Annotated in this window: 18 protein-coding genes; 6 read left to right on the forward strand and 12 right to left on the reverse strand. The window is 70.2% G+C overall.

The window, feature by feature from the left end; translation table 11 throughout:
* Window positions 1–20 precede the first annotated feature (20 nt).
* The 4 genes from OG780_RS39625 to OG780_RS39640 all read right to left on the reverse strand — a co-directional run bounded on the left by OG780_RS39625 (window position 21) and on the right by OG780_RS39640 (window position 4,587).
* Window positions 21–929 carry a TauD/TfdA dioxygenase family protein gene (locus OG780_RS39625; protein ID WP_328456512.1) on the reverse strand — a complete coding sequence of 303 codons (909 nt, stop codon included), beginning with the start codon at window positions 927–929 and terminating at the stop codon, window positions 21–23.
* A gap of 50 nt (window positions 930–979) precedes the next feature.
* Window positions 980–1,954, reverse strand: a complete 975-nt coding sequence (locus OG780_RS39630; RefSeq protein WP_328456514.1) for a quinone oxidoreductase family protein — start codon at window positions 1,952–1,954, stop codon at window positions 980–982.
* 222 nt (window positions 1,955–2,176) lie between these two features.
* Window positions 2,177–3,229 carry a 3-keto-5-aminohexanoate cleavage protein gene (locus OG780_RS39635; protein ID WP_328456516.1) on the reverse strand — a complete coding sequence of 351 codons (1,053 nt, stop codon included), beginning with the start codon at window positions 3,227–3,229 and terminating at the stop codon, window positions 2,177–2,179.
* A gap of 356 nt (window positions 3,230–3,585) precedes the next feature.
* A complete protein-coding gene (locus OG780_RS39640; RefSeq protein ID WP_328456518.1) occupies window positions 3,586–4,587 on the reverse strand; it encodes an AraC family transcriptional regulator in 1,002 nt (333 codons plus the stop codon).
* A gap of 158 nt (window positions 4,588–4,745) precedes the next feature.
* On the opposite strand from OG780_RS39640, the gene OG780_RS39645 reads away from it, so the two are divergent.
* Together OG780_RS39645 and OG780_RS39650 are read left to right on the forward strand one after the other, a co-directional pair.
* Window positions 4,746–5,819, forward strand: a complete 1,074-nt coding sequence (locus OG780_RS39645; protein ID WP_328456520.1) for a TauD/TfdA family dioxygenase — start codon at window positions 4,746–4,748, stop codon at window positions 5,817–5,819.
* The gene (locus OG780_RS39650) at window positions 5,816–7,309 is read left to right on the forward strand and encodes a long-chain-fatty-acid--CoA ligase (protein WP_328456522.1); all 1,494 of its coding nucleotides are present in this window, start codon (window positions 5,816–5,818) and stop codon (window positions 7,307–7,309) included. The genes OG780_RS39645 and OG780_RS39650 overlap by 4 nt, the downstream gene beginning before the upstream one ends.
* A gap of 49 nt (window positions 7,310–7,358) precedes the next feature.
* Here OG780_RS39650 and OG780_RS39655 read toward each other — a convergent pair whose 3' ends face one another.
* From OG780_RS39655 to OG780_RS39675, 5 genes are all read right to left on the reverse strand, one after another.
* Window positions 7,359–8,969 (reverse strand): sodium/solute symporter, encoded by a 1,611-nt coding sequence (locus OG780_RS39655; RefSeq protein WP_328456524.1) that lies wholly within the window; start codon window positions 8,967–8,969, stop codon window positions 7,359–7,361.
* Window positions 8,966–9,403: a DUF485 domain-containing protein gene (locus OG780_RS39660; RefSeq protein ID WP_328456526.1), complete on the reverse strand. Its 438-nt coding sequence runs from the start codon at window positions 9,401–9,403 to the stop codon at window positions 8,966–8,968. Before OG780_RS39660 ends, OG780_RS39655 begins: the two co-directional genes overlap by 4 nt.
* A 415-nt stretch (window positions 9,404–9,818) precedes the next feature.
* Window positions 9,819–10,382: a hypothetical protein gene (locus tag OG780_RS39665; RefSeq protein WP_328456529.1), complete on the reverse strand. Its 564-nt coding sequence runs from the start codon at window positions 10,380–10,382 to the stop codon at window positions 9,819–9,821.
* A 373-nt stretch (window positions 10,383–10,755) separates the two neighbouring features.
* Window positions 10,756–11,247: a peptidylprolyl isomerase gene (locus OG780_RS39670; RefSeq protein ID WP_326789884.1), complete on the reverse strand. Its 492-nt coding sequence runs from the start codon at window positions 11,245–11,247 to the stop codon at window positions 10,756–10,758.
* 768 nt (window positions 11,248–12,015) lie between these two features.
* Entirely contained in the window at window positions 12,016–12,366 is a 351-nt protein-coding gene (locus OG780_RS39675) for an ArsR/SmtB family transcription factor (protein WP_328456531.1), read from the reverse strand.
* A 412-nt stretch (window positions 12,367–12,778) separates the two neighbouring features.
* Here OG780_RS39675 and OG780_RS39680 point away from each other — a divergent pair, with 412 nt between their 5' ends.
* Window positions 12,779–13,399 carry a hypothetical protein gene (locus tag OG780_RS39680; protein WP_328456533.1) on the forward strand — a complete coding sequence of 207 codons (621 nt, stop codon included), beginning with the start codon at window positions 12,779–12,781 and terminating at the stop codon, window positions 13,397–13,399.
* A 201-nt stretch (window positions 13,400–13,600) separates the two neighbouring features.
* Here OG780_RS39680 and OG780_RS39685 read toward each other — a convergent pair whose 3' ends face one another.
* Window positions 13,601–13,774: a hypothetical protein gene (locus OG780_RS39685; protein WP_328456535.1), complete on the reverse strand. Its 174-nt coding sequence runs from the start codon at window positions 13,772–13,774 to the stop codon at window positions 13,601–13,603.
* A gap of 323 nt (window positions 13,775–14,097) precedes the next feature.
* Here OG780_RS39685 and OG780_RS39690 point away from each other — a divergent pair, with 323 nt between their 5' ends.
* Together OG780_RS39690 and OG780_RS39695 are read left to right on the forward strand one after the other, a co-directional pair.
* Window positions 14,098–14,511: a DUF6153 family protein gene (locus tag OG780_RS39690; protein WP_328456537.1), complete on the forward strand. Its 414-nt coding sequence runs from the start codon at window positions 14,098–14,100 to the stop codon at window positions 14,509–14,511.
* 88 nt (window positions 14,512–14,599) lie between these two features.
* Window positions 14,600–15,244: a DUF305 domain-containing protein gene (locus OG780_RS39695; RefSeq protein WP_328456539.1), complete on the forward strand. Its 645-nt coding sequence runs from the start codon at window positions 14,600–14,602 to the stop codon at window positions 15,242–15,244.
* A 322-nt stretch (window positions 15,245–15,566) separates the two neighbouring features.
* Here OG780_RS39695 and OG780_RS39700 read toward each other — a convergent pair whose 3' ends face one another.
* Window positions 15,567–16,535 (reverse strand): alpha/beta hydrolase, encoded by a 969-nt coding sequence (locus tag OG780_RS39700; protein WP_328456541.1) that lies wholly within the window; start codon window positions 16,533–16,535, stop codon window positions 15,567–15,569.
* Between the two features lie 95 nt (window positions 16,536–16,630).
* Window positions 16,631–16,948, reverse strand: a complete 318-nt coding sequence (locus OG780_RS39705; protein WP_328458705.1) for a putative quinol monooxygenase — start codon at window positions 16,946–16,948, stop codon at window positions 16,631–16,633.
* Between the two features lie 143 nt (window positions 16,949–17,091).
* Between OG780_RS39705 and OG780_RS39710 the strand changes: the two genes are divergently transcribed.
* The gene (locus tag OG780_RS39710) at window positions 17,092–17,997 is read left to right on the forward strand and encodes an AraC family transcriptional regulator (RefSeq protein ID WP_328456543.1); all 906 of its coding nucleotides are present in this window, start codon (window positions 17,092–17,094) and stop codon (window positions 17,995–17,997) included.
* Window positions 17,998–18,013 lie beyond the last annotated feature (16 nt).

The following is an 18,013-nucleotide window of genomic DNA, read 5'->3' on the forward strand; positions in this document are numbered from 1 at the left end:
GCGCTCTTGGAGGAAGGGGTCTAGAACGGTCTGTCGCCGACGATCCCGGCGCGCTCCATCCGGCGGACGGCGGGCCAGTAGTCCTGCACGGCGTAGTGCTGGGTGGAGCGGTTGTCCCAGATGGCGACGCTGTTCGGGGTCCAGCGCCAGCGCACCTGGTACTCCGGGATCGCGGCCTGGCCGATCAGGTAGTTGAGCAGGAGGCCCGCGCCGGGGGCGAAGTCCTGCCCGAACCGCACGTTCTCCGGCGTGTGGTAGTTGACGAAGTGGGTGGCGAACGCGTTGACGAAGAGGATCTCCTCGCCGGTCTCCGGGTGGACGCGCACCACCGGGTGTTCCGCGTCGGGGAACCGCTCCTTGAGGGCGTGCCGCTTCTCCTGCGGCATGGCGGCGCCGAACGTGGCCTCGATGCTGTGCCGGGCCCGGAGGCCACGGATCTTGGTGCGGATGTCCTCTGGCAGCCGGCGGTACGCCTCGGCCATGTTCACCCAGATCGTGTCCCCGCCGACGGGAGGCCCTTCGATACACCGCAGCACGGCGCCCATGGGCGGGTTCTCGCGCCACGTGGCATCGGTGTGCAGGGCGTTCTCGTAGTGCTCCGCCGGGCTGTCCAGGTCCTTGTAGATCCGCACCAGGCCGGGGTGCTCGGGGTCGCTGCCGGCCACCGGGTGGTCCTCCAGCGCGCCGAACCGTTCGGCGAACGCGACGTGTTCGGCGCGCGTGATGTCCTGGTCCCGCAGGAACAGCACCTTGTACTGGAGCAACAGAGACCTGATCTCTTCGAAGAGGTCGTCGTCGCGTGCGGCGTCGCCGAGGTTCACTCCGGACAGTTCCGCGCCGATCGTACAGGTCAGCGGTTCGACCCTGATCGAGCCGCGGTGGTGGGCGCGGACCGGGGCGCCCTCGGGGGGAGCGAGCGTGTGTTCCATGGTGCTTCCTCCTGGAGAGAGTGGAGTTGACCGAGGGGGAGCGGTGGGGCTCAGAGCACGAAGACGGACGATCCGGTGGTCTGCCCCGCTTCCAGGTCGCGGTGTGCCTGGGCGGCGTCCTCGAGGGCGTACCGCTGGTTGACCTCGATGGTGATGCGGCCGGAGGTGACGTGGTCGAAGAGCTCGCCCGCGAGTTCCGCCCGTTCCGCGGGGTCCGCGATGTAGTCGGCGAGCGCCGGCCGGGTGACGAACAGGGAGCCCTGGACGGCGAGTTGCATGGCGTCGATGGGCGGGACGGGGCCGGAGGCGGTGCCGAAGCAGACGAGCAGGCCGCGGCGGCGCAGCGACGCGAGCGAGGAGGCGTAGGTGGTCCTGCCGACGCTGTCGAAGGCCACCGGGACCCCGGCGCCGTCGGTGAGTTCGCGCACCCGCTCGGCCACGTTCTCGCGCTTGTAGTGGATGACGTGGTCGCAGCCGTGCGCTCGGGCCAGCTCGGCCTTCTCCTCGGTGGAGACGGTGCCGATGACGTTCAGTCCGAGCAGCTTGGCCCACTGGCAGACGATGAGGCCGACGCCGCCCGCCGCCGCCGTGAGCAGGATCGAGTCGCCCGCGGCGAGGGGGTGGATCCTGCGGAGCAGGTAGGCGGAGGTCAGACCGCGCATGGTCATCGCCGCGGCGGTCTCGAAGCCGATGCCGTCCGGCAGCCGGATCAGGGAGCCGACGGGCATGACGCGTTCAGTGCTGTAGGCGCCGAGCGGACTTCCCGTGTACGTGACCCGGTCGCCCTCGGTGAACTCGGTGACGCCCGCGCCGACCGCCTCGATCACGCCCGCGGCCTCGACGCCGAGCCCGGCGGGCAGCGGCGCGGGGTAGAGCCCGGTGCGGAAGTAGGTGTCGGCGAAGTTGAGCCCGACGGCGTGGTGGCGGATCCGGACCTCGCCGGGGCCGGGGTCGCCGACGACGACCTCCTCCCAGCGCAGGACCTCGGGACCGCCGGTCTCCTTGAATCGAATGGCGTGGGCCACTGGGAGGCTCCGTTGTTCGTGTCGTGTGGATGGGAGGGGAGGGGACCGCCGGAACCGGGGGGTCTGGCCCCGGCGGCCCCGTGGCGTGTGCTTCCGCCCAGGCCGGGCGGGTGGCACCGCGGGGCCGGGCGCCGGCCCGGCCGGCCGCACCGGCGATCGGTGCGGCAGCCGGCGTATCGCGGGTCGGCGGTCGGCGTCGTGGTGCGGTGGAGCGCCGTCGGGTCAGGCGTCGCGCAGCATGAAGCCGCGCTGTCCGGGACGGCGGTTGGGCACCATGCCGAGCTGGGCGAGCGTCTCGTCGGTGCTCGCGTAGGTCTCGCCGATCTTGTAGATCTTCCTGGCCTCCGCGCCGGTCGCGATGTCACGGCCGAGCGCCTGCGAGATCTGCACCATCTGCTCGATCTGCTCGACGCTGGACATGCGCTGGCCCTTGCGCCCCCACAGGTTGTCCTCGTTGCCCACCCGGACGTGCACGCCGAGTGCGATGCCGATCGCGTTCATGGGCGCCACGGCGCGCATGGAGCTCTCGATGGTGAGGACGGCGCCGTCGGGGACGCGGCGGACGAACTCGATCAGGTCGGCGGGGTGACGGCCCGCGAAACCGCCGCCGATCGCGACGTAGTTGAGGACCAGCGGGCCGGTGTGGACACCGGACCGGATCAGCCGCTCCACGGTTTCGAGCTGGGCCAGGGTCGCGAGCTGGAAGTGCGGCTGGATACCGCTCGCGCTCAGCCGCTTGAGGTGCTCCAGGTAGAAGTCCGGACCGGCCTCCAGGTACATGTCCCGGTACGCCTTGTAGTAGTCCGGCTTGGCGATCGAGGTGCCTTCCAGATCGTCGTCGGTCATGATCTCGACGATGTTCATCTGGCTGGTGTTGATCGCGATGGTGACCTGGTCCGGCTTCGGGTCAAGGTCGGCCAGCATGTGACGGCTGTCGAAGTCGAGCCACTTGGCGTCCGCGCCCTCGCCCTCCGGGGCGAACGAGATGGACCCGCCGATCTGCAGGACCATGTCCGGCACGGTCTCGCGCAGCCGTCCGATCAGCTCGTTGAACATGGACAGCCGCTTGGAGCCCTTGCCGTCGAGCTCGCGGACGTGGATGTGGAGAACGGTGGCACCGGCGTTGTAGCAGTCGACGGCCGCCTGCACGTGCTCGTCCATCGTCAGGGGCAGGTCGTCGGCGTCGCCGGGAAGCCATTCGGGCCCGTAGGGAGCGGCCTGGATGACGAGCTTTTCCTGGTTCTCGGGGAACAGTGAGTCGTCGTGGAAGTGCACGGTCCGTCTCCTTCGTCGGATCGGTGATCACTCGCCGGGGGCATCGCCGCGCACTGCGCGGGCCTGGGACGTCCGGCGGGGATCGATGCGGGTCACCGGTGACAGCGGGCGCGAGGTGGCCCGCTGCGGTCGGCCGGTCCGGAGGGAGCCTGGGGGAGTGGCTCGGCTCCCTCCGACGGCCGACCGCGTTGTGCTGTGCGGTGGTGCAAAGGTAGGGCCGGGGTCAGGGACGTGCTTGCCTTCAGGAGACAGATGATTTGTCATTTGGGGACATCTGTGACGCGGGACTGCCTCGGGAGCGGCGCACGGCGGAGGTGTGGGTCCCACCCGTAGCTCGCGTCACCCAGGGGGAGTTGCTACGGAGTCCTGCTCTCGCGCCACGCTCGGGGGCTGCACCCGAACTGCTCGCGGAACCACCGTGAGAACCCGCTCAGCGACGAGAACCCCAGCAGGTCGGAGATCTCCGTCAGCGACCGCCGGGGGTTCGCCACGAACTGTTCCGCGAGATGGCGCCGGGTGACATTGAGGAGCGAGGAGAACGTCTCGCCCGACCCGGCCAGATGGCGGTGGACCGTGCGCCGGTCGACGCCGAGGCTGCGCGCCACCTGCTCGACCGAGCAGCGCCCGGTGGGCAGCAGGACCTCGATCAGTTCGCGCACCCGGTCCGCGGCTGTGGTGTCCTTCGGTACGGCGATCGCGTCGAAGTACTGACGGGCGTACTCGCGCATCAGCGGGTCCGCCATGGCGTTCGGCGCGTCGAGGTCGTCGGCGTAGAAGACGATCCCGTCGATCTCGCGGTCGAACTCCACGATGGGCCCGAACGCGTCCTGGTGCGCCGAGGTGTCCGCCGGCGCGGAGTGGCGGAACCACACGGACAGCGGCCGCCAGCGGGCGTGCAGGAAGTCGCTCAGGATGCGGTGGAAGGCGACGACGGCCAGTTCCGTCGCCTGCCGGGACTCCATGGCCTCGCCGAGCCTCAGATCCACCTTCAGCGTGGCCAGCCCGTCGCCCTCGGACAGCCGGGTGTGCAGCACCTCGTTGTACATGTACTGATGGCGGATCAGCATCTCCAGCGCGCTGCGCACGTCCGGTTCCTCGCGGACGACCAGGCTGATGGGGCCGAGCGTGGAGAAGCGGCGGAACTCGGCGAGGAGGACTCCGAAGTCCTCGTGGCCCGACTCGGCCGCCGACAGTTCCAGCACCTGGACGGCGGCCGTGCCGGAGATCCACCGGTCCTGGACGGTGAGGGCGGCGGTGTCCAGGCCCACCTGCTTCAGCAGTGCCTGCGGATCGATCCCGAGGGAGCGGCACAGCTCGACGTAGCCGCTCAGGGCGGCGGTGCGGACCAGAGGTCTCATGGGCGCGCTCCAGGGATGTCCCGAAAAGCCAAGTCTCCTGTCCCGCCACGACAAGCACGGCGGTGGTCGAGGAACCTAGCATGACGCCGTTCACCGGCCGGGCCTGCTCAGGGGTCATTCTCTCCGGCAGGTGAACGCGCGACGGATTGGAGGCGAACATGACAGGACTGACGGACGCGGACCGGACACCGCCCCCGCCCTGCTCGGGCCCCGCGGTGTGGACGGGCCCGGAGCTCGCCGACCCCGGGCAGTGGCGGACACGCCTGTCGGAGACCGGGCTCGCCGAGATCGACTCCGCCCTGCGCGAGACGCGCCGACGGGACCTCACCCTGCTGAGGCTGACAGCCGCCGACTTCCCGCTCCCCGGCCTCGGCGCCGACCTGGAGCGCCTCCGCGGTGTCCTCGAACACGGACGCGGGTTCGCGGTCGTCCGGGGCATCCCCGTCGAGCGGCTCGGCGAGACGGCCGCGAGCACCGTGTTCTGGGGGATCGGCCGGCACCTGGGGCACCCCGTACCGCAGAACGCCGACGGACTCGTCCTCGGCCGTGTCCGGGACACCGGACGCAGCCCGGGCGACCCGGCCGTACGTGACGACCGGACCCGGGAGGCCCTGGCCTTCCACACCGACCCCACCGATCTCCTCGCCCTGCTGACGCTGCGCACGCCCCGCACCGGCGGACACGTCTCCCTGGTCAGCGCGGCCGCGGTCCACAACGCGGTGCTGGACCTGCGCCCCGACCTCGCGGGGCGCCTGTACCGCACGTACCACTTCGACCGCCGCGAGGAGCACGCTCCCGGCGAACCGCCCTGCGCGGTGACCCCGCTGGTCTCCCGCCACGACGGCCCCGCGGGCGCGCTGAGCATGCGCTACGACCGGTCCTGTCTCGAATCCGCCCAGCGCTTCCCCCACGTGCCCCGCCTGGAACCGGCCGACCACGAGCTCTTCGATCTCATCGACTCCGTGGCCGGCTCCGCCGAGTACCGGCTCGACCTCGACCTCCGGGCCGGGGACCTGCTCGTGCTCGACACACACAGGGTGATGCACGCCCGTACGGCGTTCGAGGATCTTCGATCGCCGGAACACGAACACCACCTGCTGCGCCTCTGGCTGGCCTTCCCGCAGGGACCCGGCAGCCGGGACACCCACCACTGGGTCACGCTTCGTGATGTGATCCGACCGCGCGGCACCGCCGCGCCACGCGCGACGAACGCAAGGAGATACCCGGCATGACCAACCTCGTCACCCTTCTGGCCGCCACCGTCGCGGCCCACGGCGAGAACGTCGCCGTCCGCCACGACGACGACACGCTCACCTACGCCGAACTCGACGACGCCAGCGCGCGGGTGGCGGCGCTGCTGCGGGACCGCGGGCTGCTGCCGGGCGACCGTGTCGCGCTGACCATGCCCAACGTCCCGCTGTTCCCGGTCCTCTACTACGGCATCCTGCGGGCCGGCGGAGTCGTCGTCCCGATGAACCCGCTGCTCAAGGCCCGCGAGGTCGCCTTCACCCTGCGCGACTGCGGAGCGCGCGTCGCGCTGGTGTCCCCGCTGTTCGCCGACGAGGTGACCAAGGCCGCAGCGGAGACGGGCACCGACTGCCTGGTGACCGGTTCCGCGGACTTCGACACCCTGCTGCGCGGCCACGAACCCCTGCGCGAGACCCCGGACCGGGCCGACGACGATCCCGCCCTGATCCTCTACACCTCCGGCACCACCGGAACGCCCAAGGGCGCCGAACTGTCGCACCGCAACCTGGCGAGCAACACCCTCACCACGGCCGAGACCCTCCTCCAGGTCGGGCCGGACGACGTGCTCTTCGGCGGCCTGCCCCTCTTCCACGCCTTCGGCCAGACCTGCGCGCTCAACGTGGCCGTCGCGACCGGAGCCACACTGACCCTGCTGCCCCGGTTCGACCCGCGAAGCGCCCTGGAGATCATCGCCCGGGACAAGGTCACCGTCTTCCTCGGCGTGCCGACGATGTACGCGGCGCTGCTGCACGCCGAACTCCCCGACGGCTTCGACGCCGGCCTGGTGCGCCTGGCCGTCTCGGGCGGGGCCGCGCTTCCGGTCGAGGTCCTGCACGGATTCGAGCGGCGCTTCGGTGCCGCCGTGCTGGAGGGGTACGGGCTGTCCGAGACGTCGCCCGTGGCCGCGTTCAACCACCCGGACCGTCCGCGCAAGGCGGGCTCGATCGGTATGCCCATCCGCGGGGTCGAGATGCGGCTCGTCGCCGAGGACGGCGGCGCGGCCGCGCCCGGAGAGGTGGGCGAGATCGCCATCCGCGGCGAGAACGTCATGACCGGTTACTGGAACCGGCCGGACGCCACCGCGGAGGCGGTCCGCGACGGCTGGTTCCACAGCGGTGATCTGGCCCGCGTCGACGAGGACGGCTTCTACTTCATCGTCGACCGCAAGAAGGACATGATCATCCGAGGCGGATACAACGTCTACCCGCGCGAGATCGAGGAAGTGCTGTACGAGCACCCCGCCGTCGCCGAGGCCGCCGTCGTGGGGATGCCGCACCCCCTGCACGGTGAGGAGATCGCGGCCGTGGTCACGCTCCGGCCCGGCGCCCAGGCCACGGCCGAGGAGATCCGCGCGCACGCCAAGGAGCGGGTCGCCGCGTACAAGTACCCCCGGGTCGTCACGATCGCGGCCGAACTGCCCAAGGGACCCACGGGCAAGATCCTCAAGCGGGAGATCGTGGTCAGCGGCCCGTGAACCGGTGACGACGAAGGCCCGGGTGACGGTGGCGGCCGCCTTGCCGCCGTCACCGGTCCCTCGGTCGCGGCCCGGCGAGTATCAGGCTCTCGACACGCTCGTACACCCCGCGTTCCCGGTCCGCCGCACGGCGACCGGACAGCATGCTGCCGAGCCAGCCGAACGCGAAGCCCAGCGGGATGGACACCAGCCCCGTGGTGGTGAACGGGAACCAGTTGAAGTCGGCGGTGGGAAAGGCGGAGGTCGGGGAGCCGGACACCAGTCTGGTGCCCGGCATCAGGACCAGGACGGCGAGCGTGCCGCCGATGAGCGTGCTCAGCAGACCGGCGCGGGTGTAGCGGCGCCAGAAGAGGCTGTAGACCAGGGCCGGGGCGATCGCCGAGGCGCCCACGCAGAAGGACATCGTGGCCAGCGGCTGGAGACTTCGGTTCTGGACGAGGACCGCGAGGGCGATCACGGGCGCGCCGACGACCAGGGCCGAGCCGCGGGCGAAAGCCGTCTCCCGCTGGGACGACATGGCGGTGCTGTGGCCCGCGAAGACGTCGTGGGCCAGCGAGTTGGCGCAGGCCAGGGTCATGCCGGCGACCGAGGCGAGTAGGGTGAGGAAGATCGCCGTGGTCACCGTGGTGAACAAGAGGGTCTCCGCCCGGGACACCACGGGGCCGAACGCGGCACGAGAGCCCAGCAGATAGGCGGTGTGCCCGCGCGGGTCGGCGGCGGTGACGCCGGCCCGGCCGATCAAGGCCATCGCCCCGATGGCGACAACGCCCGCCATCAGCATGAACAACGCCACCGACGACACCGCCCAGGACATCGAACGCCGCACCTGGCGGGCGCTGTTCGCGGTGAACATACGCATGGTCACATGTGGGAGGCAGGCACCGCCCAGCACGATGGCGAACTGCGTACTGATCATGTCGAGCCGGGGATGCGGGCCACCGGCGAACTGGAGTCCGCCGTGCAGGAACGCGTCCGGTGAGCCGCTGCGTCGCGCTGCCGCGGTGAACAACGCCCCGGGGTTCCAGTGGAATTGACGGAGGATCAGCAGGGAGACGACGATTCCGGAGCCGAGGAGCACGACCATCTTCAGGAGCTGGATCAACGCGGTGCCCCGCATGCCGCCGATGGCGGCGTAGGTGATCATCAGGGTGCCGACTCCCACGATGCAGCCCGTCTTCATGGAGCTGTCCGTGAAGCCGAGGATGTACGCCAGGAGCTGCCCCGTGCTGGCGAGTTGGACGAGCATCATCGGCACGAGAGCGGCGATCGTGACACCGCACCCCGTGATCCGCACGGTGCGGCCCGGCATCCGGCGGGCCAGCACGTCGCCCATGGTGAACTTCCCCGTGTTCCGCAGGGGTTCGGCCAGCAGGAACATCAGCACCAGCAGGGAGAGCAGCGTGCTGAGAGCGAGGACGACGCCGTCGAAACCGCACAGGGCGATGACACCGCCGATGGTCAGCACGGTCGCGGCGGAGATGTAGTCGCCGGCGATGGCGAGTCCGTTGCGCAGCGGGGAGAGCGAGCGGTAGCCGGTGTAGAACTCGGCGAGATCGTCGCTGTCGGGGCCGGTCAGAACGCACAGCAGCAGGGTGACCGTGACGGCGATGGAGAAGGCGACGAGGGACCAGGACTGCGTGGAGCCGGCGAAGTCACTCACCGCTTCCGCTCCTGCTGGGCTTCGGCCCACGGAACGCTCCGGTTCACGCGGTGTGCGAGGGGATCCACATAGCGGCGGGCGGTGCGTTCGTAGACGAGCACCGCGAACCAGGTGGCGGGGATCTGGGAGAGGGCGATGACCAGGCCGGCCGAGAGACCACCGGTGACGGGACGGTTCATCAGGCCGGGGCAGCCGGCGGTCAGGCCGAGGAAGAGAGTGAAGCAGCCGAGCACCGCGAAGGTGGTCACGCGCCGCTGGCGGCGGTAGGCGCGCCGCAGGATGCGCAGATCGCGGTGGTGCCCGGTCCAGGCGCGGGGTGATGCCCCGCCGCGTAAGGGTTCCGCCGCGGACGGGTCCGGGACGTGCTGGGCGAACGAGTTCTGGTGTCCCCGCGGCGGTCGTGCGGGCCGTGGGGCGGAACTGTCGTACGACATGCCGGTCTCCAGGTGGGGTGCGGGCCCGGCGTGCACGGACCGCGGGACGGTGGGGGAACGGCTCGGGTCCTCGCACGCTATGCGGCCCGTCGGCCCGTGCGAAGGGCTTTCCTTCAACTACCTGGTCGGAACGTGTCCACGCCGCTGACCTCGTCTGTTGTCGGAGAAACCGCTGTTGCGCCCGGGCCTGGAGTGAGGAGTGTGGTGGGGGTGGTGCGGACGTCCGGCGTGCGCGGATCCGGTGCCGGACCCACCGTGGGGCGGGACACCGAGGGCGTACGTGTCGGTCGAGGAGGCGGTCCGGGAGGTGATCGGAGCGGCGGTTCGGGAGGCGGTCCGACAGGGGTGGGGCGAGCGTTCGGCGCTGTGGCCGCCCGCGGGTCCCGCGGGCGGGCGGAGGACGGGTCCGTACGGCTCAGGGGGAGTCGCTCAGTTCGTTCAGCGGGGTTCCGTGCGCCCAGCGCCGCAGGCACGGACCGTCGATCAGACGGACACCGCCCTGGCGTCGCGCCCACTGGACGTCACGCCGGGTGAAGGCCCCGCGGTGCACCACGAGACGGAGCGGGGGGCCGGGGCCGCCGGTACGCCCCGAACGCGAGGGCGTGTCCTCGTCGGGCAGCGGCTCGGCCACGGGCCGGAAGGCGACCTCCAGACGGTGCCCCCGGCCGTCCCGGGCGCGGACCCGGACACGGGCCTCGCTCCTGCGCTGCGGGAGCACCCGCCAGCCGTCCCGGCGCAGCATCCGGGAGACGGCCAGGGCCAGACCCTGGGTGTCCAGCTCCGCGAGTTCCTCGGGTGTGTAGAAGCCGAGGCGGCGGCGGGCCAGTGGCCGGTGCCGTCGTATCGAGGCGGGGGTGACGACGGCCAGGACGGCCAGAACGCCGATCGGTACGCCGATACCGGCGACCCGGTAACCGACGGCGACGCCGGCTACGACCGCGCACAGGATGACGACGACCGCCGCGAGGGCGGGCAGCACCTCGCGAAGTGCGGGCCCGTAGGCCCCTTCCGCACGCAGTCGGCGGACGGCTCGGCGCCGCTGTGCGCGTGCTGACAGGCGTTTTCCCGGTGTCCGCCCCCTCGAACTCACTCGGGCCAGCTCCCCCCAACCCTCGCGCGCTTCGGCGTGTCCGGGGAGGGCTACCCCTCGCGGGCGGGCCGGTCCCCTGAGTACGGGATCCGGCCACGAATCCGGCTGAACTCTTTCGAGGCGCCGCGACGCGTGGGGCACGATCGGCTCAGGGGACCGCGGAGTCCGGTGCGGCGGACCGCCCGGGGGCGGCGGGTGATGGACCCACCGCCCCCGCCGGCATGGGTCCGCGGGAGGGACCCGGGACCGGCTGCCGGACCGCTCAGACGGTGCCGCTGTCGGAGATGACGATCTTCTTGGAGGTGGCGCCGTTGCCGCTGCCGAGCTTCTCGATCGCCTCCACCACGTCCATGCCCTTGACGACCTCGCCGAAGACGACGTGCTTGCCGTCCAGCCAGCCGGTGACGACGGTGGTGATGAAGAACTGCGAGCCGTTGGTGTTCGGGCCCGCGTTGGCCATCGACAGCAGACCCGGCTTGGTGTGCTTCAGCTGGAAGTTCTCGTCCGCGAACTTCTCGCCGTAGATGCTCTTGCCGCCCGTGCCGTTCTGCCGCGTGAAGTCGCCGCCCTGGAGCATGAAGTCAGGGATGACGCGATGGAACGGCGAGCCCTTGTAACCGAAGCCGTGTGCGCCGGTGGCGAGCTCACGGAAGTTCTTCGCGGTCTTCGGGACGACGTCGTCGTAGAGCTTGAACTCGATGCGGCCCAGCGGCTCGTCGTTTGCGGTGACGTCGAAGTAGACGTTCTCGCTCATTGCTCTGCTCCTCATGGATGCGAATGTTCGCCCCCGAGCATAGAGAAGCTGAGAGGGTGGGTGCGTGACCGGGGGTGATCATTCGGCGTGTGGGCCGGGGTGGTGGAGTGATGAGCCGCGGGTGAAACGTGTCTCGGATATCACCGGGACACCGCGGTCTCCGGCGCGTGGTATCCGCCCGCGCCCACTGGTGCGAATTGAGCTGCGTCAACCGGCCCGGAAGCGTACCGGCAGCCACCGCTCTGGCGGGTCGGAAATTGGTCGGATGCGCGCCGGCAGCCGGCCCGTGTCCAATGGATCGAGTGACCCGGCACGCTATCGGGAGGCGTGGGACGGGCCTGCCTTCGAGACTGATGTGCCGTGCGCGCCGAGCGAGTTCCGCGTACGTCCCTGGTGCCCGAATTTTCGACAGGAATGGCGACCGGCCGGGGCAGGCCGCCTTGTTGCCGTGGAGCGTCCGGCCCGAAGGGAGCAGCCGCGGCCAGGCACCACACCGGAGCGCTGTCCCGCCTCCAGGAGGCGGCCGTCGATCGAGGGCCGTCGCTAAGGGCTGTCCCGTAATCCCCGTCGGGCGCACGACGACAACTACGGCACTCCTCCGAGCTCTTCGAGCAGGGGACACCCACGCCGCGTTGTCGGATCGCCCGAATACACCCGGTATGAGGACGACCCTCCGCCTTGCGATGCTCCCCCCACAGCCCGAAAGGCGTGGGAGGGGCCCAGCATCCGACGCCGCGCGCTGATCCACCGGGGATTACGGGACAGCCCTTAGGAGGGCGCTTTCGTCTCCTGCTGAGCGGCCTTCAGGTCGGCGAGCAGCTCGGCCTGCCCGGCCAGCACCCCGGACAGGATTGTCCGCGCGACCCTGAGCAGCTCCGCCACATGCGGGCTGGTCAGGGAGTAGTACACCGTCGAGCCCTCCTTGCGTGTCACCACCAGGTTCGCCCGGCGCAGCACGGCAAGCTGCTGGGACAGGTGCGCGGCTTCGATGCCCACCTCGGGCAGCATCTCCGCGACGGCGTGTTCACGCTCGCTGAGCAGTTCCAGGACGCGGATGCGGGCAGGGTGCCCAAGGGTTTTGAAGAACTCGGCCTTCAGCTGGTACAGCGGCGTGCTCATCGTGCTGTCGCCTCCCCGGAACAGGTGTCCGGCCGAGCCGGCCAGTCCTCGGTGCATCGCATCCACCTACTCGTCAACAATATGGCGCCCATCTTCGCCCGCGGAGTCGACCTATCCGAATCCGTGTGCGAGGACCCGTCCACTCGTTCAAGCAGTGAAGGCCTCATGACTTGCCAAGATAATAAATTCTATATCTCGTAAGGGATGCTTGGGTGAGGGGCATCCCCCTGCGCGGCTTGGGCGTCGTCCGGCTCAAGTGCGCCGCATGCCGGCCGAGCGGATGGGCAGTCGGTCCTCTCCAGCCTTCCTGAGGTTGCGCAGCCCCTGCCGGTTGAGACAGTGGATGTCCTGCGACGGCCTTCCGGCGGACGGGAGGCTCGTTTCCTGGACCGTCTCGGGTCGCAGGGACAGGGTGATCCGGAACGCGGACCGGCGCGAACTGCTCGGGATCCACCCGGCCACCAGCCCGCCCGCAGGGACCGCGGACGAGCTCGACGCGGAGCTTCCCACCTACGTGACCCGCGATGTGGACGCCGACGTCCGCGACGCCCTGCGCGCGGCGAGCCGACCCGGCTCCGCGGGAGGCTTCCTCCTGCTCTGCGGCGCCGCCGCGACCGGCAAGACGCGCTGTGCCTACGAGGCCGCACGGGCCTGCCTGTCCGATTGGAAGCTCTACATCCCGCGCGGCGCGGCCGAACCGGTCGAGCAGGTCGACTCCGGTGCCGACTTCGGGCGCACCGTGATCTGGCTGGACGAGCTGCACCGGTTCGTCGTCGAAGGCGGGCGTTGGGGAGGCATGGCGAAGCGCGCTGGAGTCCGGACACCCCGAGGCCGGCTCCTGGGCGGCCCTCAACCTGGGCAACCTCTGCTCGGCCCGCCACGACGAGGCCGGCGCCGGCGCCGCATGGTGGCTTCCATGGCGCGTACCGAACTCGGCACCGCGCACCCGGCGGCGGCACTGAGTGAACCGCCGCGGGCGGAATCGGGACCAGTCCCTGGGCTGGACACAGCCGCTTGGCGGGATGTCAGCTAGCCCTCGACGGTCTGTGTGCCTGGGGGCAGTCCAGGCGTGCTGGTGCGGTTTCCATCCCGGGCACCTCCGTGCAAGAGGCTCTCGGGATGCGCCCTCAACTCGCGATCTGGCGCAATGGAACGCCTTGGTCGGAGCTCCCTGGCGAGGGAAGTGTGCGCATCGGCCGGTCTGCCGACCTGGCGCGACAGGCCGGCTGCTGGGTCAGCAGACCAGCACGGCCGGCTGCTTGGGCGTGTGCCGGCATCCAGATGATGGAGCCCGGGCCGCGCTCGCTACGACGGCGCGACTGCCCACCATCTCGCCCACCATCTCGCCCACCATCTCGCCCACCATTTCGGCGACCAAGATCAGCACCTTGGACTCGGCTGCAAGCACCTCCTCGAAACGCCCGCGCACGGCCTCTATGTCGGCACGCGGTAGATGGCCGGATCGAGTTGGACATGCCTTTCAGCATTCGTGAGACGCAAGCGGACAAGTGCGGGCACGTCCTCCCGCTCCGCAGCCCTGACCAAGATCGGCACGACCGGAGCCCTTCCATCCTGCCTACCCACCGCAAGACACGCGGGGCGACTCAAGACGGGGCGAACGTTGCCTGATGCGGCACTGGAGAGGACACTCTGGGCGGGTATTGCGTATCCGGTCCGCTCCGGCGACGCCCGGGATGCAAGGTGCCGATGATCTATGCCTACGATGGGGCCGTGACAAGCCCCGGACAGTTCGCCCGACCGCAACTGGCGTTGCGGTCCTGGGTTCTGCTCGTGGGTGCCCTGCTGCTGGGTCTAATGGGGATGCACGGTCTCGGGCCGGTCCCCGGCGCGCACGCCGAGTCCGGGCTCCACCGGATGGCGGCACCCGGGCACACAGAAGTCACGGCCTCGATGCCGGGCGAATGCGATCACGGTGACGGGGGCTGCACGGGTCACATCGACCATGCGGACTCGACCTGCGCCTCAGCGTCCGTCGCCGGGACTCCTGCGGTCGCACCGGTGCTCCTGCCCGACGTGGCGGCCTGCGTCGAGCGGGTGGATGCCGGCAACTCGCCGTCCGGAAGCGGCCCCGACGGCGGTCGCGCCCCGCCCTCACTCTCCGAACTGCAACTCCTGCGGATCTAGAACGGCCTGCATGCCGCCGTATGCCCTTGCGGGCGCGGTGCTGTGCCTCTGCATGCCCTTCACCGGATCCGAACGCAGGAGCTCAACCATGACTGCACACCGCAGGCTCATTCGTCGTACCGCCCTCGCCGTCACCGCTGGTGCGGCCGCTTTCGCGCTGGCTGCCTGTGGCAGCGACAACGGCGGCCACGACACGGGGTCGATGAACTCCGGCTCCAGCCCCTCCGCGACCGCCTCGGCCAAGGCCGGCGCCCACAACGACCAGGACGTGTCCTTCTCCACGGAGATGATCCAGCACCACCGTCAGGCCGTCGCGATGGCCGATCTGGCCGCGAGTCGCGCCTCTTCGCCGGAGGTCAAGGATCTCGCTACGGAAATCAAGGGCGCTCAGGCCCCGGAGATCAAGACGATGTCCGGCTGGCTCGCTTCGTGGGGCGAGGAGGTCCCCGAGGACGTGTCGTCCGCCATGCCCGGGATGGACCACGACATGTCGTCGTCCATGCCCGGCATGATGAGCAGTGAGGACATGGCCAAGCTGGAGAAGGCTTCCGGCACCGGGTTCGACAAGATGTTCCTTGAGATGATGGTCGAACACCACGAGGGCGCCATCACGATGGCCAAGACCGAGAAGGCCGACGGCAAGCAGAGTCCTGCCGTCAAGCTCGCGGACGACGTGATCACGGCCCAGACGGCTGAGATCGAGCAGATGAACAAGATGCTCGGCAAGAGCTGACACACCGCCGGGAGGAAGTGTGGCCGTCGGCGTACTGCTTCGGCCACACCTCCTCCCCGCTCCGTCAAACGGGAGCGGGCCGCGGTTCCTCCCGCGCGACCAGCTGCTCGCAGTCGCGGCGACGGACGCGACCTGGGGCTGTCGACCGCCGTACCCCGTCCCCGGCGCGCCGGGGACCGAACAAACCCATGGTGCGCAGCGTCTGCGCGGCTCTCCGATGCGCGGGGTGGCTTCCGGCACGAAGGATCCGCGCTGCATCGCCGTGTCCGCGGCCTCGCTCCCGCTCTCCTGGCGGGGTGTGGGCGTGAGTGGGTTGTGTGCGTTACGCGGAGCCGTTCGAGAGCAGGAGTCGGGCGAGCCAGTCGGTGCGGGTTCGGCGGGCTGTGGCCGAGATGTGTGCCTGCGGGTACAGGGCGTCGAAGCCGTGGAAGCCGCCTGCCCAGACGTGGAGTTCGGCCTGGCCGCCGGCTGCCCAGATGCGGGTGGCGTAGTCGGTGTCCTCGTCGCGGAAGACTTCGGCGGAGCCGACGTCGATGTAGGTGGTCGGCAGGCCCGAGAGGGCCTTGGCCCGGGCGGGCGAGACGTACGCGGACACCTCGTCGACGGTGAGGTCGCCGAGAACGGCCCGCCATCCGAACTCGTTCATCTCGCCGGTCCAGACACCGGGCACGCCGGAGTACTGGCGGCTGGAGGTGGTGGTGTTGCGGTGGTCGAGCATGGGGCAGATCAGCACCTGCGCGGCGATCGCCGGGGCATGGAGGTCGCGCGCCAGCAGGGTGAGGCCGGCAGCGAGGCCGCCGCCGGCGCTGGCGCCGGCGACGATGATACGAGTGGGGTCGATGCCCAGTTCCTCGGAGTGTTCGGCAGTCCAGAGCAGACCTTGGTAGCAGTCGTCGACGAGGGTGGTGCCGGTGGCTTCCGGCGCGAGCCGGTAGTCCACGGACACCACGACCGCGCCGAACTCGTCGAGCCATTCCAGCGGGATGTCGATCTGCGAGAAGCGGTCGCCCATGACCATCCCGCCACCATGGATCCAGTAGATGCAGGGGGCGGCCGCCCCGCGATCAGTGTTCGCGGGGCTGAAGACTGACAGGCGGATCTGGGCACCGTCCTTGGCCTGCACGCTGACCTCGCGCCTGTCGACCTGCCGGTGTGCCGGCAGCGAGTCGACGGGCGCCGAGGGGAGCTGTCGCAGTTGCGCGAGAACTTCCGGGGCGAGCTGGGACAGGAGGGGCATGTCGGTCAGCAGCTCGCGCAGTTCGGGGTCCAGAGCGGGGCGTGCCGGGGTCATGGCGTGGGCCTTTCGTGGTGTGGTGCCGGACAAACGAAGACGGGTGGCGTTTGGCCAGGTGGCCAGGTGGCGGGCCGGCAGATCGGTCCGGGGGCTCAGAAGGCGGTCCTGCCGAGGACCGGGACGTAGTCGGTGTACTCGGGCTCCTTGGCCAGCAGCCCGGCGATCTGCGCCACGATGGCCTGGGCGGCCTCGCCGGCGAAGATCCGGTGGTGGTTCTCCTCGCTGGTCCAGCCCTCGGTGACGTGGATGACGTCGGTGTCGGACGCGGAACGGGAGACGAGGTAGACGACGCAGTGTTCGCTCGCGCCGGGGTTGCCTTCGTTCAGGCCGGTCAGCAGCAGATCGACCAGTCGGCCGCCCATCCCGGGCTTGGCGGTCAGGGTGGCGTTGAAGCCGTAGTTGGCAAACATGATGTTCTCCTTCGCACTGCTGGAGTGAGCTGATTCCATTCAATGCTCCTGACCTGCTGAAACGTTAGAACGATGTTCGCGAGCATTTGCACGATCCTCGCGAATTTGGGAGCAGGGTGGCGGAGGGGTGCTGCAATGGACGCATGTCCCTGGAAGAGTTCCGAACCCTGCTGGACCGGCATGCCCGGCCCGACTGGACCACTGCCATCGACGGCGTCCTGATCTCGAAGGTCGACCGGCCGGATCCGTCGGCGCCCTCCATGTCCGGCACGGTGCTCGCCGTCATCGCCCAGGGCGCCAAACGGCTCGCGCTGGGCGAGAGGGTCTACGAGTACGGCCCCGGGCAGTACCTGGTCGCATCCGTCGACCTGCCCGTCACCGGGCAGTTCACCCAGGCCGACCCCAAGCAGCCCGCCCTCGGCTTCGGCCTCACCCTGGAACCGTCCGCTGTCGCCGAACTCCTGCTGCAGGCCGGTCCGGGTGACCTCCCCCGCACCGGCGGAGGCACGCCGTCGGGGATCGCCGTCGGCGACGCCCCGCCCGCCCTGCTCGACGCGGTGGTCCGGCTGCTGCGTCTGCTCGACCAGCCCCGCGACCGGGCCGTGCTGGCCCCGCTGGTCAAGCGCGAGATCCTGTGGCGCCTGATCACCGGCGAGCAGGGTGCGACGGTACGCCAGCTCGGCCTGGCCGACAGCGGCCTCAGTCACGTCTCCCGGGCCGTGCGCTGGATCCGCGAGCACTACGCGCAGCCCTTCCGCGTCGAGGACGTGGCGCGGATGTCCGGCATGAGCGTCTCCGCCTTCTACCGCAGTTTCCAGGCGGTGACCGCGATGAGCCCCATTCAGTTCCAGAAGCAGATCCGCCTCCAGGAGGCCCGACTGCTGCTCGCCACCAACCCTGGAGACGTCACCGGGGTCGGACATCGCGTCGGCTACGACAACCCGTCGCAGTTCAGTCGCGAGTACCGCCGCCAGTTCGGTGAACCCCCGAGCCGGGACGCGGCCCGCCTGCGGAACGCCGTGCGCACCCCCGTGAGCATCCTCCCCTGAGTAGAACTGGAACATG

This window comes from Streptomyces sp. NBC_00386, assembly GCF_036063235.1.
Taxonomy (GTDB): domain Bacteria; phylum Actinomycetota; class Actinomycetes; order Streptomycetales; family Streptomycetaceae; genus Streptomyces.